16 protein-coding genes and 1 tRNA gene are annotated in these 14,145 nt (G+C 73.3%); 9 read left to right on the forward strand and 8 right to left on the reverse strand.

Translation table 11 applies throughout. The annotated features are described in order from the left end of the window. Position 1: 1 nt before the first annotated feature. The gene (ddaH, locus tag KKR89_RS03885; RefSeq protein WP_208197949.1) at positions 2 to 829 is read right to left on the reverse strand and encodes a dimethylargininase; all 828 of its coding nucleotides are present in this window, start codon (positions 827 to 829) and stop codon (positions 2 to 4) included. Positions 830 to 898: 69 nt separating this feature from the next. Continuing rightward, positions 899 to 1,399: an SRPBCC family protein gene (locus KKR89_RS03890; protein ID WP_208197950.1), complete on the reverse strand. Its 501-nt coding sequence runs from the start codon at positions 1,397 to 1,399 to the stop codon at positions 899 to 901. Between the two features lie 33 nt (positions 1,400 to 1,432). On the opposite strand from KKR89_RS03890, the gene KKR89_RS03895 reads away from it, so the two are divergent. Next, positions 1,433 to 2,425 (forward strand): aldo/keto reductase, encoded by a 993-nt coding sequence (locus KKR89_RS03895; RefSeq protein WP_208197951.1) that lies wholly within the window; start codon positions 1,433 to 1,435, stop codon positions 2,423 to 2,425. Between the two features lie 102 nt (positions 2,426 to 2,527). Here the strand turns inward: KKR89_RS03895 and KKR89_RS03900 are convergent, their stop codons facing one another. Genes KKR89_RS03900 through KKR89_RS03915 form a run of 4 tightly spaced genes read right to left on the reverse strand, consistent with a single transcriptional unit; the run spans position 2,528 to position 5,772 of the window. After that, positions 2,528 to 3,277 carry a hypothetical protein gene (locus KKR89_RS03900; RefSeq protein WP_243883438.1) on the reverse strand — a complete coding sequence of 250 codons (750 nt, stop codon included), beginning with the start codon at positions 3,275 to 3,277 and terminating at the stop codon, positions 2,528 to 2,530. Between the two features lies 1 nt (position 3,278). Continuing rightward, positions 3,279 to 3,761 carry an OsmC family protein gene (locus KKR89_RS03905; RefSeq protein WP_208197952.1) on the reverse strand — a complete coding sequence of 161 codons (483 nt, stop codon included), beginning with the start codon at positions 3,759 to 3,761 and terminating at the stop codon, positions 3,279 to 3,281. Between the two features lie 49 nt (positions 3,762 to 3,810). After that, entirely contained in the window at positions 3,811 to 5,193 is a 1,383-nt protein-coding gene (locus KKR89_RS03910) for a GntP family permease (protein WP_208197953.1), read from the reverse strand. A gap of 45 nt (positions 5,194 to 5,238) precedes the next feature. Then, positions 5,239 to 5,772 (reverse strand): gluconokinase, encoded by a 534-nt coding sequence (locus KKR89_RS03915; protein ID WP_251141007.1) that lies wholly within the window; start codon positions 5,770 to 5,772, stop codon positions 5,239 to 5,241. 135 nt (positions 5,773 to 5,907) lie between these two features. On the opposite strand from KKR89_RS03915, the gene KKR89_RS03920 reads away from it, so the two are divergent. Together KKR89_RS03920 and KKR89_RS03925 are read left to right on the forward strand one after the other, a co-directional pair. Next, positions 5,908 to 6,318 carry a transferase gene (locus KKR89_RS03920; protein ID WP_208197954.1) on the forward strand — a complete coding sequence of 137 codons (411 nt, stop codon included), beginning with the start codon at positions 5,908 to 5,910 and terminating at the stop codon, positions 6,316 to 6,318. A gap of 87 nt (positions 6,319 to 6,405) precedes the next feature. Next, complete coding sequence (locus tag KKR89_RS03925; RefSeq protein WP_208197955.1) at positions 6,406 to 7,077, forward strand: AIM24 family protein; 672 nt, start codon at positions 6,406 to 6,408, stop codon at positions 7,075 to 7,077. 76 nt (positions 7,078 to 7,153) lie between these two features. Here the strand turns inward: KKR89_RS03925 and KKR89_RS18160 are convergent, their stop codons facing one another. After that, positions 7,154 to 7,546, reverse strand: a complete 393-nt coding sequence (locus KKR89_RS18160) for a DivIVA domain-containing protein (protein WP_372438595.1) — start codon at positions 7,544 to 7,546, stop codon at positions 7,154 to 7,156. A gap of 127 nt (positions 7,547 to 7,673) precedes the next feature. Between KKR89_RS18160 and KKR89_RS03935 the strand changes: the two genes are divergently transcribed. After that, positions 7,674 to 7,907, forward strand: a complete 234-nt coding sequence (locus KKR89_RS03935; RefSeq protein ID WP_208197956.1) for a hypothetical protein — start codon at positions 7,674 to 7,676, stop codon at positions 7,905 to 7,907. A 120-nt stretch (positions 7,908 to 8,027) separates the two neighbouring features. Here KKR89_RS03935 and KKR89_RS03940 read toward each other — a convergent pair whose 3' ends face one another. After that, a complete protein-coding gene (locus KKR89_RS03940; protein ID WP_208197957.1) occupies positions 8,028 to 10,769 on the reverse strand; it encodes an AAA family ATPase in 2,742 nt (913 codons plus the stop codon). 277 nt (positions 10,770 to 11,046) lie between these two features. Here KKR89_RS03940 and KKR89_RS03945 point away from each other — a divergent pair, with 277 nt between their 5' ends. From KKR89_RS03945 to KKR89_RS03965, 5 genes are all read left to right on the forward strand, one after another. After that, entirely contained in the window at positions 11,047 to 11,613 is a 567-nt protein-coding gene (locus tag KKR89_RS03945; protein ID WP_208197958.1) for a RidA family protein, read from the forward strand. Next, a complete protein-coding gene (locus KKR89_RS03950) occupies positions 11,610 to 12,335 on the forward strand; it encodes an alpha/beta fold hydrolase (protein WP_208197959.1) in 726 nt (241 codons plus the stop codon). The genes KKR89_RS03945 and KKR89_RS03950 overlap by 4 nt, the downstream gene beginning before the upstream one ends. A 160-nt stretch (positions 12,336 to 12,495) precedes the next feature. Continuing rightward, the gene (locus tag KKR89_RS03955) at positions 12,496 to 13,080 is read left to right on the forward strand and encodes a type IV toxin-antitoxin system AbiEi family antitoxin domain-containing protein (RefSeq protein ID WP_208197960.1); all 585 of its coding nucleotides are present in this window, start codon (positions 12,496 to 12,498) and stop codon (positions 13,078 to 13,080) included. Positions 13,081 to 13,252: 172 nt separating this feature from the next. Beyond that, positions 13,253 to 13,325 (forward strand) — tRNA-Arg (locus KKR89_RS03960). 283 nt (positions 13,326 to 13,608) lie between these two features. Further along, positions 13,609 to 14,100, forward strand: coding sequence for a hypothetical protein (locus tag KKR89_RS03965; protein ID WP_208197961.1), 492 nt, complete (start codon positions 13,609 to 13,611; stop codon positions 14,098 to 14,100). Positions 14,101 to 14,145 lie beyond the last annotated feature (45 nt).

The raw sequence follows: 14,145 nt of genomic DNA on the forward strand, positions 1-14,145 counted from the left end.
GTCACTCCCGGATCTCGAGGGTGCAGCACTTGGCCCCGCCGCCGCCCTTGAGCAGCTCCGAGGTGTCGACGGGGATCGGCTCGTAGCCGCGCTCGCGCAGCGCGTCGGCCAGGTGCGTGGCGCGCGGCGCGACGACGACGTGCCGCCCGTCGGAGACCGCGTTCAGGCCGAGCGCCGCGGCGTCGTCGTCCGTCGCGAGGAGCGCGTCGGGGAAGAGCTGGGCCAGCACCGCGCGCGACCCGGGCGAGAACGCCGGCGGGTAGTACGCGATCTGCGGGTCGCGCGGGTCGGACGAGAGCACCGCCAGCGCCGTGTCGAGGTGGTAGTAGCGCGGGTCGACGAGCTCGAGGGAGACGACCGGCCGGCCGAACAGCTCCTGCGCCTCGGCGTGCGCGCTGCGTTCGGTGCGGAACCCGGTGCCGGCCAGCAGGAGCCTGCCGACGACGAGCATGTCGCCCTCGCCCTCGTTGGTCGCGGCCGCCGTGTGCGTGACGTACCCGCGGTCCGCGAACCACTTCTGGTACGCCGGCCCCTCGGCCTGCCGCTCGGGGTACCGGAAGCGCGCGGAGTACACGACGCCGTCCACGACGGTCGCGCCGTTGGCCGCGTAGACCATGTCGGGCAGGCCCGGGACGGGGTCGATGGTCTCGACCGTGTGACCCAGGCTCAGGTAGGTGTCGCGCAGCGTGCGCCACTGCTGCACCGCGAGGGCGGTGTCGGTGGCGCGGGTGGGGTCCATCCACGGGTTGATCTCGTAGGAGACCGTGTAGTGGGTGGGCTCGCACATGAGGTAGTGACGGGTGGTGGCGCCGGGGGCGTGCGCGGTCATGGGGCTCCTCGGGGACGGGCCGCGGGGGTGGTGCGGCTCGTCCCCGAGCGTACGGTCCTGGCGAGCGTGTCAGCGGGCGGTGAGGTCGCCGGCCGCCCGTCGCAGGACGACCCGCAGCATCGCCCCCAGCACCGGTGCGGTCAGCCGCGCGGTGAGCGCGCCCGGCAGTGGCCCGGCCAGCGGCACGTGCTCCGACCACGTCACGCGGCACGTCGTCGGGGACGTCGCCAGCACGGTCACCGTCGAGGACCCCAGCAGCAGGGGCCCCCGCTTGGTGAACACCGCGACCCCGGGCGCGTCCCCGGGCGGCACGTACCGGGTGACGACCATCCGGTCCACGAGGCCGGGCCACCCGCGGCGCGCACCCGGTCCCGACACGGCGACCACGCGCGTGCCGAGCCGTGGGGGCCCGTCCGTGCGGACCCGGGTCATCGGCACCCAGGCCGTGTGCCGTCGCGCGTCTGTCAGGGCGCGCCAGGCGACGTCCGCGGGGACCGGCAGCGCGCGCGTCACCGAGGCGGTGCCGGGGCCGGTGACGGGATCCGCGCCGGCGGGGCGAGCAGGGGTCATCGCACGATCCTCCCGCGGGGTAGCGTCGGGCGCATGCAGACGCGAGTGCTGGGACGGACGGGTCGTGAGGTCGGGGTCGTGGGGCTGGGCTGCTGGCAGCTCGGCGGGGACTGGGGTGTCGTCGCGGACGACACCGCGCTGACGGTGCTGGGTGCGGCCGTGGACTCGGGCGTGACGTTCCTCGACACGGCCGACGTGTACGGGGACGGCCGCTCCGAGCGGACCATCGGTGCGTTCCTCGCGTCGCGTCCGGACGTCGCCGAGCGCGTGACGGTCGCGACGAAGATGGGCCGCCGTGCCGACCCGCACGAGCCCGCCGCGTACACGTACGACGCGTTCTGCCGGTGGACGGACCGCAGCCGCGAGAACCTGCGCACCGACACGCTCGACCTCGTCCAGCTGCACTGCCCGCCGACGCCGGTGCTCAGCAGCGACGAGGTCTTCGACGCCCTCGACCGGCTCGTCGAGGACGGCCGCACGGCCGCGTACGGCGTCTCGGTGGAGACGGTCGACGAGGCGCTCGCGGCCATCGCCCGCCCGAATGTCGCGAGCGTGCAGATCATCCTCAACGTGTTCCGCCGCAAGCCGCTGGAGCGCGTGCTCCCCGCGGCGCTCGAGGCGGGCGTCGGCATCATCGCGCGCGTGCCGCTGGCCTCGGGCCTGCTGTCCGGCAAGTACGGCGCGAGCACGCAGTTCGCGCCCGACGACCACCGCGCCTACAACCGCAACGGTGAGGCGTTCGACGTGGGCGAGACGTTCTCGGGCGTCCCGTACGACGTTGGCGTGGCGGCGGCGCAGGAGGTCGCGGCGCTGACCCCGTCGGGCATGACGACGGCGCAGCTCGCGCTCAAGTGGGTCGTGCAGCAGCCGGGCGTCTCGGTCGTCATCCCCGGTGCGCGCACGCCCGAGCAGGCGCAGGCCAACGCGGCGACCGACCGCTTCCCCGACCTGGACGACGCGACGCTGGCATCGTTGGAGCGCGTCTACGACGACAGCATCCGGGAGCACGTCCACACCCGCTGGTGACCACGCGCCCGCGCCGAGCGCGGGGGAGACGCGCCGAGCGCGGGGGACACGACCCCCGCGCTCGAGCGCTTTGTCCCGCGCTCGGCGGGGACACGCGTCAGGTCAGCGGCGGCGGCCCAGGAGTCGGCGGTGGCGCCCGGCCTCGCCGGTGGGCGGGGTCGCGTTCACCTGGCCTGCCGGGACCACGTTGCCCGCGTCGACCTCGACGAGCCGGGGGAACGTCGCCGGCGGCGGCCCGAACGCGAGGCGCGCCCCCTTGATCACCGACTGGCCCAGCGCGCGGCCACCGGCCACGCCGATCGCGGCGCCGATGCCGTAGGGCGCCAGCCGGCCCAGGGCCAGGCCGCCGATCTTCGCGGCCTGCTTGCGCACGAGCCGGCGCGTCAGCTGGTTGTTGACCTTCTTCACCGTCCCCATGGGCATGCGCGTCAGCAGCAGCCTGCCCACGCGGACGGTCGCGAGGTCCGTCGTGTCGCCGATGACCTTGGTGCTGGACTCGCCGAGCAGGCTCGTCAGCAGCAGGGCCTTGCGGCGCTCGGTGTCGGCGACCTCGATGCCGTGCACCGACGCCACCGCCAGCGAGAACGCCGCGGAGGCGCCGAAGAACGTCGCGACGTCGCTCACGGTCAGCAGCGTTGCCAGTCCGGTGCCGACGATCGGGGCGGCCGCCGCGGCACCCACCGCGCCACCCGCACCCGCGACGACGAGAAGGAACTCCTTCTCCAGCAGGTGGACGATCTGCTCGGGCGTCGCACCGGGGTTCCTGCGCTTGACGCTCTCCACGTGCGCGTGGATGGTCGCCGAGGGGATCGTCACCGCCTTGTCGAGGGCGGCCTGCACGAGGCGCGGCATCTCAGCGCTCCCCGGTGACGGTCAGCGTCGTGGTCGCACCGTGCTCGAGCGTGCGCCCTACTGTGCAGTGCTCCGCGACGGCGCGGTGCACGACCGTCAGGAGGCGGTCGCGGGCGGCGTCGTCGAGCGCGGACAGGTCGACCTCGAGGACCTCGGCGAGGGCCGGGTAGCGGTCCTCGGTGGGGTGGCTCAGCCCGCCGACGCGGATCGTCACCGGCACGTCGTCGCCGAGGCGCCGTGCGAGCGCCGCGTCGGACGACAGGCCCGTGCACCCGCCGAGCGCGATCTTCAGCAGCTCGCCGGGCGTGAACGAGTCCGGGTCGCCCAGCGACCCGATGCGCACCTCGCCGCCGCGCGAGCTGCGTCCCACGTACTGCCGCTTGCCCGTGCGCTCGAGCCACAGCTGCGTGTCGTCCGCGTTGGCCAGCGGGTCCTGCTCGTCGCTCACCGCGGCGACGTCGCGTGCGTCCTGGTCGGTCGTCATGCGCCCGATCCTCGCACGCACGCACGGGCCCCGCCCGGGCGGACAGGCCTCAGGCGACGGTGAAGATGAGGAACGCGATCGCGAAGCCCATGGTGCCGATGATCGTCTCCATCACGGTCCACGTGCGCAGCGTCGTGCGCACGTCCATGCCGAAGAACCGCCCGACCAGCCAGAAGCCCGAGTCGTTGACGTGCGACGCCATGACCGACCCCGCGGCGACCGCGAGCACGATGGCGGCGAGCTGCACCGGGCTGAAGTCGCCGCTCGCCACGGCCGGCTGGATGAGGCCCGCCGTCGTGATGAGCGCGACCGTCGCGGAGCCCTGCGCGACGCGCAGCACCGTCGAGATGAGGAACCCCGCGACGATGACCGGCAGACCGAGGTCGCCCAGCGCGTCCTCGAGCGCCCCGCCGATGCCCGACGCCCGCAGCACCGCGCCGAACATGCCACCGGCGCCGGTGATGAGGATGACCGAGCAGACCGGGCCGAGCGCCGACTCCAGCAGCCGCTCGACCGTCGTCTTGTCCCGTCCGCGACGCGTGCCCATGACCCACGCGGCCACGAGGACCGCGATGAGCAGCGCCACGGGCGTCGACCCGACGGCCCGCACCACCTGCACCCACACGGCGTCGCCGTCGACGACGCCCGCGCTGCGCAGCGTGTCGAGGCCGGTGTTGAGGAAGATGAGGACGAGCGGCAGCAGCAGCACGCCCAGGACGGTGCCGAGCGACGGCGGGTTGTCGGGCGCCTCCTCGTCGGCCGTGCCCAGCAGCTCCGGCACCGGCAGCACCCAGCGACGTCCCGCCCACTGCCCGTACAGGTAGGAGCTGACGTACCAGGTCGGCAGCGCCACGACGAGGCCCAGCAGGATCACCAGACCGGGGTCGGCGCCCAGCAGCTCCGAGGCCGCGACCGGCCCCGGGTGCGGGGGCACGAAGACGTGCATCACCGAGAACGCGCCCGCGGCCGCCAGCCCGAACGTCAGCACCGAGCCGCCCAGGCGCCGCGCGACCGCGAACACGATCGGCAGCATGACGACCAGGCCCGCGTCGAAGAAGATCGGGAACCCGAAGATGAGGGACGCCACACCCAGCGCGAACGGCGCCCGTTGCTCGCCGAACCGTCGCACGAGCGTCTCGGCCATGACCGCGGCGCCGCCCGACGTCTCGACCATCCGGCCCAGCATCGCGCCCAGCCCGACCAGCAGCGCGACCGACCCCAGCGTCGTGCCGAAGCCCGACGTGATGACGTCGACGACCGAACCCGCCGGGACGCCGGTCGCGAACGCGGTGAGGAGCGAGACGAGGATGAGCGCGAGGAACGCGTGCAGGCGCAGCCGGATGATGAGGAAGAGCAGCAGGGCGATCGCGGCGGCGGCGATGCCGAGCAGGGGTCCGGCTCCGAGCGTCTGCTCCCAGTCCTCCGGTGGCACGGCGTCCCCCTTGCGTCGGCCCGCGGACGCGGGTGGTGGGTCGGGTCAGGTCTGCAGCGCCGCCAGGGTGCGGTCGGCGACGGCCTGCGGCGGGACGTCGACGACGACGGTCACGCCGTCCTCGTCCGCGCCGAGCGGCTCCAGGGTGCTCAGCTGCGACGGCAGCAGCGTCGTGGGCATGAAGTGGCCCTCGCGGTGCGCCATGCGCTCCTCGAGCAGGTCGGTGGGCGCGCTCAGGTGGACGAAGCGCACGCGCCCCTCGGCAGAGCGCAGCACGTCCCGGTAGGAGCGCTTGAGCGCCGAGCACGTGACGACCGACGGGCGGCCCGCGCGGGTCTGCTCCGTGAGCCAGTCGCGGATCGCCTCGAGCCACGGCCACCGGTCGTCGTCGTCCAGGGGCGTGCCGGCCGACATCTTGGCGATGTTGGCGGGTGGGTGGAAGTCGTCGGCCTCGGCGTACGGGCGTCCCAGGCGTTCCTCGAGGATGCCGGCCAGGGTCGTCTTGCCGGACCCGGCCACCCCCATGAGCACGAGGTGCTCCACCGCTGCGGCCTCGTCGTGCGTCGTCGCGTCGCCCACGGGGCCACTGTGGCGGACACGTGCCGGCTCGGCCACCCGGGGCTGCGCGAACACCGCGCGGGGTTCCTGTGAAGGTGGCGTGAGAAGGGTTCCGCCGGGAACACCGCGACCCGTCGGATCGTTCCGGTGGACAGGATGAAGAGACGATACGAAGAACTCGAGACCGAGGACGGCAAGGTCGTCCGTTACCAGCGACACGCGAACGGCGGCGGCCTCGTCGCCAAGAGTGCTCAGGTCCACGAGACGGCGTACGTGGCCGACTCCGCATGGGTCGACCCCGGCGCCGTCGTCGAGGCCGGCGCGTCCGTGGGCAAGTTCTGCTGGGTCGAGCCGGGGGCCGTCGTGCACACCCGCGTGCGGCTCGGCTCGCACGTGCACGTGGGCCGCGACGCGGTCATCGGCCGGGGCTCGCGCCTGGGCTCGCGTGCCGACGTGGGTGCGGGCGCGCGGCTCGACCCGGGCATCGTCGTGGAGCCCGAGGCGAAGATCGCCGAGGGTGCGCACGTCGAGCGCCACGGCTTCCCGCCGCACGTGCTCGCAGCCTGAGACCCGCCCGGCGCGTCGGCGCCGGTCACCTGCCACGTCACCCGGGAAGCCGCCACGCGGCACCGGGCGACGCGGCAGGATGTGCCCATGCGCAGCGACATCTTCGACCAGAAGAACCTCGAGGTGGAGACCGGTCAGCGGTTCGTCCTCCAGAACCCCAAGATGCTGAAGGTGACGCTCGGGGAGCCGGTCGTCGTCGCCAAGGGCGCGATGGTCGCCTACCAGGGCAGCGTGCAGTTCCACCACAAGGGCGCCGACTCGCTGACGACATTCGTCAAGCGCGCCGTCTCGTCGGACGACCAGGCGCTCATGACGGTCTCCGGCCAGGGCGACGTGTTCTTCGCGCGCATGGCCGAGAACGTCTTCCTCATGCAGCTCGAGGGTGACGCGATCAGCGTCGGCGGGTCCTCGCTCCTCGCGTTCGACGCGACCCTGCAGTGGGACCTGCACCGCACGCGGGGCGCCGGGATGGGGACCGGAGGGCTGTTCAACACCCTCATCCAGGGGCACGGGTCCGTCGCGCTGACGTCCGACGGCCAGCCCGTCATCCTCGACTGCTCGCAGCAGCCGACGTTCGTCGACCCCAACGCCGCCGTGTGCTGGTCCGCGAACCTCGTGCCCGACGTCGTGTCGAGCATGAACATGACCTCGCTGCTGCGGGGCGGGACGGGCGAGGCGTTCCAGTACAAGTTCCACGGGCCGGGGTTCGTCGTGGTGCAGCCGTCGGAGGGGTTCTCGGGCGCCGTGCAGACGAGCTGACACCGCACCCGCCCGCCGCGGGTGCGCGCGTGACGCCCGCGTGGCTGGACGACGCGCGAGCGGGTGACCGCCGAGGTCAGCGGCCCAGCAGGCGCTGGAGCCAGCCCCGCGGGGGCTCGATGAGCCCGGGTGTCGTGGCCGGGGCCGGCGGCGGGGGTGCGTCGAAGGTCGCCGGTGTGGCGGGCGGGGCGTCGGAGACGGCGGACCCGTGCCGCAGCGACTCGCGGACCCGATCGAGGAGCGCGTCGACCTGCTCCTGGTCGTACCCCTCACGGAACCGCGTGGAGGAGAAGCGCACCGCCTCCACGTCCGCCGCGGTCACCGGGGCCGCGGCGGGGACACCGGTCTGCGCCGCCCGCAGCGTCGCGACCACCCGGTCGAGGAAGTCGTCGACGGCGTCCTGGTCGTAGCCGTCGCGGAACTTGGTCGGCGCGAACTGCACGTTCAGGACGTCCTCGGGTGTCAGCATGCGGCGATCGTCCCATTGCGAAGGGCGGACACGGCGCTGCGCGCAGGATCACCCGTGCTACCGGGGTGCAATCCGCGCCGCGTCGTCCATGCTGGGTCCCCATCCCCCAAGGACGTGGAAGGACGACATGAGCGACGACGTCGGCCGCGAGGAGCTCCCTCTGCCGGACTACCACCAGCTGCCCCTGGGCCGCCTCGGTCAGCGCATCCGCACGCTGGACGCCGACGACGTCACCATGCTGCGCCGCTACGAGGAGGCGCAGGGCCACCGGCTGCCCGTGCTGCACGTCCTGGACAACTGGCTGCACGAGCTCGCCGACGGCGCCGAGCCGTCCGGCACCGCCCCGGACGCACCCGCCTGACGGTCGCCGCCCGGGACGTGGTCACGTGCGTGACCACTCACCGGGTGCAGCCGCCGGAGTGACCGCGTCCCGACTGCGGTCGGGTGCAGCCCCCGGAGGCCGGGTGGGGGTGCGCCCGTGTCAGTGGTCGTCGAGGGCGGCTGCCAGCTTGCGGCGTGAGTCGACGCCCAGCTTCCGGTAGACCTTGCGGAGGTGGTAGTCGACGGTGCTTGCGCTCAGGAACAGGCCGGCGGCGATCTCCCGGTTGGTGGCCGGGCCGGCGGCGAGGCGGGCGATCGCCTGCTCCTGAGGCGTGAGCGGCTCGCTGACCGCCCCCGACGTGCGCCGCCGGACCGTCGCGCCGGTCGCGGTCAGCTCGCGCGCCGCGCGGGCGGCGAAGTGGCGCGCGCCCATCTCGGTGAAGGCGTCGTGGGCCGTGGCGAGCTGCACCCGGGCGTCCTTGCGTCGGCCCTGCCGCCGCAACCACTCGCCGTAGAGCAGGTGGGTCCGGGCGACGTCGGTCCGCACGGGCAGCGGCGCGAGCACGGACAGCGCGTGCTGGAAGTGCTGCTCGGCGTCGTCGCCCGCCACGACTCCTCGGCTGCGGGCGTGCAGACCGGCCGCCCAGGCCGTGCCGCAGGCCTGCGACCGTGCGCCGAGCCGTGCCAGGGCCGCTGCGGCGAGGTCGTCGCTGCCGCTGCGGTGGGCCGCCTCGACGATCTCGACGAGGATCCGCCCACCCGGGATCAGGTCGCGCTCGAACACCGGCCGGACGGCGGCGAGCGCCGCCGCGTAGTTGCCCAGGCTGTTCTCGAGGATCGCCAGAGCGTGCCGCGAGCTGTCGTCCCAGTAGCCGGCGCGCACCTCGGAGAGCGCGAGGGAGTGGACGGTCTCGAAGTTGGCGCGGGAGGTCGCCTCGTCGTCGCGCCAGACCCGGAACTCGTGGTTGAGGACCAGGCTCCACACGATGCTGCTGTCCCCGATCGAGCGCGAGATCTCGCCCGCCTCGGCGAACAGGGCGGCGGCCGCGTCGAACCGGCCGTCCCAGAACTCGTACTGGGCCTGGCCCGTCAGGGTGAAGCGCAGGGGCTCGGGTGCGCCCCGGGCCCGTTGCTCGGCGACGAGCCGGCTCGTGAACCGGCGGTACGTCTCGAGATCGAGCAGCTCGACCGCCAGCATGCCGCCGACGCCGATCCACAGCGTGAACGCGCTCGGCAGGTTCGGCTGCATCAGCGACGCCAGGGCGGTGCGCATGGCGGGGACCGCGCGGGCGAAGCCGCCGAGCAGGCGCTCGGCCAGCGCGCGGATCACGTCGGCGAAGATCGAGGACTCACCGGGGTCCAGTGACGCGAGCGCCGCGGTGGCGAGACGCTCGACGAGCCCCGGCGGGGCGAGGTGCGAGGCGGTCGTCGCCATGAAGAGCGCCTCCGCGTACGTCATGCGCGAGAGCTCGGGATCCAGGGCCTCCAGGGACTGCGCCGTCTCCACGAGGGTCGCCAACGCGTCCGCGGGGCGGGTGATGTACGTGAGTGCGGCGTGCAGCCGCTGCGCGTGCGCCCGGACCAGCGGCTCCGCGTCCTCGACCCGCACCTGCTCGAGGAGCGCCGCCGCCTCGCCGGGCGCGCCGGCGACGAGGAAGGCGTCGGCCGCTGCCTGCGTGCGCCGCGCATGGTCACGCGGGTCGGACGTGAGCTCGGCTGCGCGCGACATCAACGCGGCGCGGGCGGCGTAGCGACCCCGTCGCTCGGCCTCCAGGCCCCTGGCCTCCAGGGCCGAGGCCACCTCGGCGTCGGTGCCGGTGACCGCGCGGGCGCGGTGCCACACCCACGCGTCGGGCTCGGCGTCCGGGTCGGTGACCTGCGCCAGGAGCGCGTGGGCGCGCCGACGTCCCGCGGGCGCTGCGCCCCGGTACACGGCCGAGCGCACGAGGGGGTGGCGGAACGTGACGGTGGCGGTGACGTCGACCAGCCCGTCGTCCTGAGCGCGGTCCAACGCGTCCCCGCCGAGCCCGGTGAGCGCCCCCGCGGCCACCACGGTGGCCAGGTGCGCCGCCCCGGTCGCGGCGGCGGCGATGAGGAGCATCTGCTGCGTGGGCGCGGGGAGCGCCCGGACCCGTTCGAGGTACAGCTCCTCGAGCCGCCCGCCGATCGGCAGCGGGTCCGGCAGGGGGATCACGCCGGCGAGCTGGCCGGGTGACAGGTCCCGCGCGAGCTCCACGACGGCGAGCGGGCACCCCTGCGTGCCGGCCGCGACGCGGCACCCGACCTCGGGGTCGACCACCGCACCGGTGGTGACCGCGAGGAGCTCGGTCGTCGCCGCCACCGAGAACGGGCCGAGGTCGACGGACGCGATCCCGTCGAACGAGGACGCGGCGGCGCCCTCGGGACGTGCGGCGAAGACGATCGCCAGCGACTCCGCCTGGATGCGCCGGGCGACGAAGACGAGGGTGTCGAGGGACTCGCGGTCCAGCCAGTGGGCGTCGTCGATGACGATCAGCTTGGGCCGGTCGGGTTCCGTCTCGGCCAGCAGCGTGAGCGTGGCCAGGCCGATGAGGAACCGGTCCGGCGTCCCGGCGTTCGTGAGGCCGATCGCCGCACCGAGCGCCTGGCGCTGCGGCCCCGGCAGCTCGCCGTAGCCGTCCATGAACGGGATGAGCAGCCGCTGCAGCGCGGCGAACCCGAAGTCGGCCTCGCCGGCGACCCCCCGCAGCTCGCGGGTGCGGACCCCCTCGGCGCGGGCGTGCGCGGTCACCTCGGCGAGGAGCACCGTCTTGCCCATCCCGGCGTCGCTGCGCACCAGCAGGGCCCCGCTCCGACCGGAGCAGACGACCTCGAGGAGGTCCGTCATCCGGGCGAGCTCGGCCTCGCGGCTGCACAGCCTCACGGCGCGCTACTTCACGGCGTCCGGGGCGGGGGGTGCGGCACTCGTCACGGATCGGGAGTGTACGCAGGCCGTGTTTCCGGTGGCTACGCCCGTGAGGTCGCGTAGTCGTGCGACCGAGTGCGGCGGTCGCACGACTACGCAGGTGCGGGACTCGGGGCGGACCTCCCGCGGCAGACGATCGGTGCACATCCACGGGAGGGGGCGATGACGATGACGACGACCGCGATCGTCACGGCGACCACGTCGCCCTGGGCCTCGGGACGTCCGAGGAGAGCCCATGACCGACCGCCCGCTCGGCCCGGACGGCGCCGACCTTCGTCCCCTCGCCCGGTTGGCCGCGCTGGGCCTGCGCCTGCCGCACACGCCCGCCCCGGTGACCCCCGACGTCCCCGCGCTGCGGGTCGGCACGCGGGTCGTCACGTCGGGCCACCTGCCGTTGATCGACGGCAGCCTGCCGGCGACGGGCCGGGTGGGGGACGGCATCACGGTGCCCGAGGCCGCGACCCTGGCCCGGGTGGCGGCGGTCAACGCGCTCGCGGCCGTGCACGGCCAGGTCCCGCTCGACGACGTCGTCCGGGTCGTCCGGGTGGTCGGCTACGTCGCCTCCGCCGACGGGTTCACGCAGCAGCCCGCGGTCGTCGACGGCGCGTCCCACCTGCTGCTCCACGTCTTCGGTGAGCGCGGGCGGCACGTCCGCTCCGCCGTCGGCGTCGCCTGGCTGCCTCTCGGCTCGCCCGTCGCGGTCGAGCTCGAGGTCGAGGTCGGCCCTGACACCCCTGCTCTTGCCCACCCACCAGCTGGGGGCGCATCCGGCGCCTCCTCGACCGAAGGAGAAGCACCATGAGTCACACGTCGAAGCAGACCATCGTCCTCGTCCACGGCGCCTACGCGGACTCGTCGAGCTGGAACGGCTCCATCAAGGCGCTGGTGGAGGCCGGCCACCACGTCATCGCCGTCGCGAACCCGCTGCGGAGCATCGAGGGCGACGCCGCGTACCTGCGCAGCATCCTCGACAGCATCGCGGGTCCCATCGTCATCGCGGGCCACTCCTACGGCGGCGTGGTGATGAGCCACGCGGCCGACGGCCACCCGGACGTCACCGCGCTCGTCTACGTCGCGAGCTTCCTCGCCGAGCCGGGGGAGACCCTGGTCGACCTCGTCACCAAGTTCCCGGGCGCACGGCTCGGCGACGCCGCGCTGCCGGTCCTGTACCCGACCCCGGACGGCGGCACGGCCCCCGAGCTGTACATCGACCAGGCCCGGTTCCACGAGCTGTTCGCGGGCGACGTCGACGCCGAGGTGGCGCGACAGATGGCGGTCACCCAGCGCCCGCTCGCGCTGGCCGCGTTCGAGGCGCCGTCGACGCGCGCCGCCTGGAAGTCCATCGAGTCCTGGGTGGTCGCCGCGCAGCAGGACCTCGCCGTGCCGGCCGAGCTGTCGCGCTTCATGGCCGACCGTGCGGACGCCCACCTGGTCGAGGTCGACGCGTCCCACGCCGTGACGGTCTCGCAGCCGGGCGTCGTCACGGACGTCATCCTGCAGGCGGCGGAGAAGAGCGCGCGCTGAGGGGCGTGGGGGTCGCAGGGGGACGGGCGGTCGGGACCGGGGTGCACCGGTCCCGACCGTGCAGCCGGACTCCGGGCGGCCGTGCGGTCCGGCCTCGCGTCGCATAACGTTTACAGGTAATGTTACAGGTAGACGCTTGACGACACGTCAGGAGGTGGGGATGAGCCGCACCGCGGCGCTTCCCCCCCACGCCTTCACCCTCGAGGAGGCGGCTGCAGCGGGGGTCAACGCACGCGCGGTCCAACGTCTCGCGGCCGACGGACGGCTCGAACGACTTGGCCGCGGGCTGTACCAGCGCCCAGAGACCGCCGGTCACGATACCGACCTCTACGCTGCCGCGACCCGCGCGCCTGACGCCACCCTGTGCCTGATGTCCGCACTCGCGCACCACGCGCTCGTTGACGCCATCCCCGGCCGCATCGACCTGGCGCTCCCGCGCGGAACTCGGCGCCCCGCCGTCGTCGGCACCGTCCGATGGCACATGTTCGACGCCGCCACCTTCACGCTCGGCCGCACCACGACCCCGGTCGCGGGCACGGCCGCGACCGTCGGTCTGTACAGCGCAGAGCGGTCCATCGTCGACGCGTTCCGGCTGCGTGGCGAGATCGGGTACGAGACGGGGATCGAAGCGCTCCGGACGTGGCTCCGCCGACGCGGCAGCTCATCGGCCGCGCTGCTGAGCATTGCCCGCACCCTGCCAAGAGCCCAGGGGCCGCTCCGTGAGGCGTTGAGCTACCTCACATGAGACCCGCGATGGGCTCCTGGCGCTACCTCCGTGCCCGTCCCGCTACCCTGGGACCCGCGTCGGTGCGGGTCCTCGCGGTCCCACGGACGCCGCATGGGACCGGAAGTGCCGTGGTCAAAGTCCTGGACGACGTGACGTCCGAGCCTTCGACCGCAGCTCGGCTCGGGCCCACGCGCCTGTAGCTCAGGGGATAGAGCACCGCTCTCCTAAAGCGGGTGTCGGCAGTTCGAATCTGCCCAGGCGCACAGAGTGTTTGTGCAGGTCAGGGGTGAGAGGGACGCGGCGGCAGCGGCACGTTTGGTGTCCGCTCGCGGGTGGTGGTCAGCGCGTGGTCAGCGGCTCGTCTCAGGACCCGGACGGAGGTGAGCGGACCCCCACGGCTCCGCTGACCTGGGGATATTTCCGTCGTGGAGATTGACTGGAGCGACCTCATTGCCGTTGTCACCGGTGGCCTGATCGCTGCTGGCGCAGGGTCGGTACAAGCCCGCGCATCACGGCGAGCGCAGCGAGAGCAAGCGATAATCGACCGTGCAGATCGCGTGGCGCAGTTCGAGGCCGAACAGAAAAGCACGCCGGGATGAGGAAGTCCGGGTCCGTGCAGACGTAAAGGCGGACGAGGTCATCGCCGCACTCGACGAAGTGCGACGCATCCTCACTCGAACGATTCAGTTTGATGGCACTTTGATGCCTAGGGACCCTGAGCGGCACAAGGCCGTTAGGTGGATGGTTGCTGAGGTTCGGGCGCGAGCACCTATCTACAGCAGCCGCTTCGTGGCCATCTTGAGGCCGTCCTCCGCCTTTTGCCTGAACCGGATGAGTTGTGGCAGAGAGGCTTCTCCTCGCGTACGCCGCGATTCCACTGCTCGTTGCCTTCGTGGCGAGCCCGCCGCGAATGTGCCCGACGACATTGCTCAGGCTGAACGCGATCTTGAAGCGCTCAACGATCACATAGAGGCTCAGATTGAGCGCCAGATTGCGGAAGACGCGGCCAAGCACGACCAGAGCACGGTCGACCTTTGACGTGGGAGGTGCCTGAGTCGGTGGTCGGATTGGTCATTCGTCAGT

This window comes from Cellulomonas dongxiuzhuiae (genome assembly GCF_018623035.1).
Taxonomy (GTDB): Bacteria; Actinomycetota; Actinomycetes; order Actinomycetales; family Cellulomonadaceae; genus Cellulomonas; species Cellulomonas dongxiuzhuiae.

Coding starts and splice junctions, on each gene's coding strand:
- KKR89_RS03890 (WP_208197950.1), bottom strand. CDS start 1,399: ATGACCCCTGCTCGCCCCGCCGGCGCGGATCCCGTCACCGGCCCCGGC.
- KKR89_RS03905 (WP_208197952.1), bottom strand. CDS start 3,761: ATGACGACCGACCAGGACGCACGCGACGTCGCCGCGGTGAGCGACGAG.
- ddaH (WP_208197949.1), bottom strand. CDS start 829: ATGACCGCGCACGCCCCCGGCGCCACCACCCGTCACTACCTCATGTGC.
- KKR89_RS03920 (WP_208197954.1), top strand. CDS start 5,908: ATGAAGAGACGATACGAAGAACTCGAGACCGAGGACGGCAAGGTCGTC.
- KKR89_RS03900 (WP_243883438.1), bottom strand. CDS start 3,277: ATGCCGCGCCTCGTGCAGGCCGCCCTCGACAAGGCGGTGACGATCCCC.
- KKR89_RS03895 (WP_208197951.1), top strand. CDS start 1,433: ATGCAGACGCGAGTGCTGGGACGGACGGGTCGTGAGGTCGGGGTCGTG.
- KKR89_RS18160 (WP_372438595.1), bottom strand. CDS start 7,546: ATGCTGACACCCGAGGACGTCCTGAACGTGCAGTTCGCGCCGACCAAG.
- KKR89_RS03935 (WP_208197956.1), top strand. CDS start 7,674: ATGAGCGACGACGTCGGCCGCGAGGAGCTCCCTCTGCCGGACTACCAC.
- KKR89_RS03950 (WP_208197959.1), top strand. CDS start 11,610: ATGAGTCACACGTCGAAGCAGACCATCGTCCTCGTCCACGGCGCCTAC.
- KKR89_RS03925 (WP_208197955.1), top strand. CDS start 6,406: ATGCGCAGCGACATCTTCGACCAGAAGAACCTCGAGGTGGAGACCGGT.
- KKR89_RS03945 (WP_208197958.1), top strand. CDS start 11,047: ATGACCGACCGCCCGCTCGGCCCGGACGGCGCCGACCTTCGTCCCCTC.
- KKR89_RS03955 (WP_208197960.1), top strand. CDS start 12,496: ATGAGCCGCACCGCGGCGCTTCCCCCCCACGCCTTCACCCTCGAGGAG.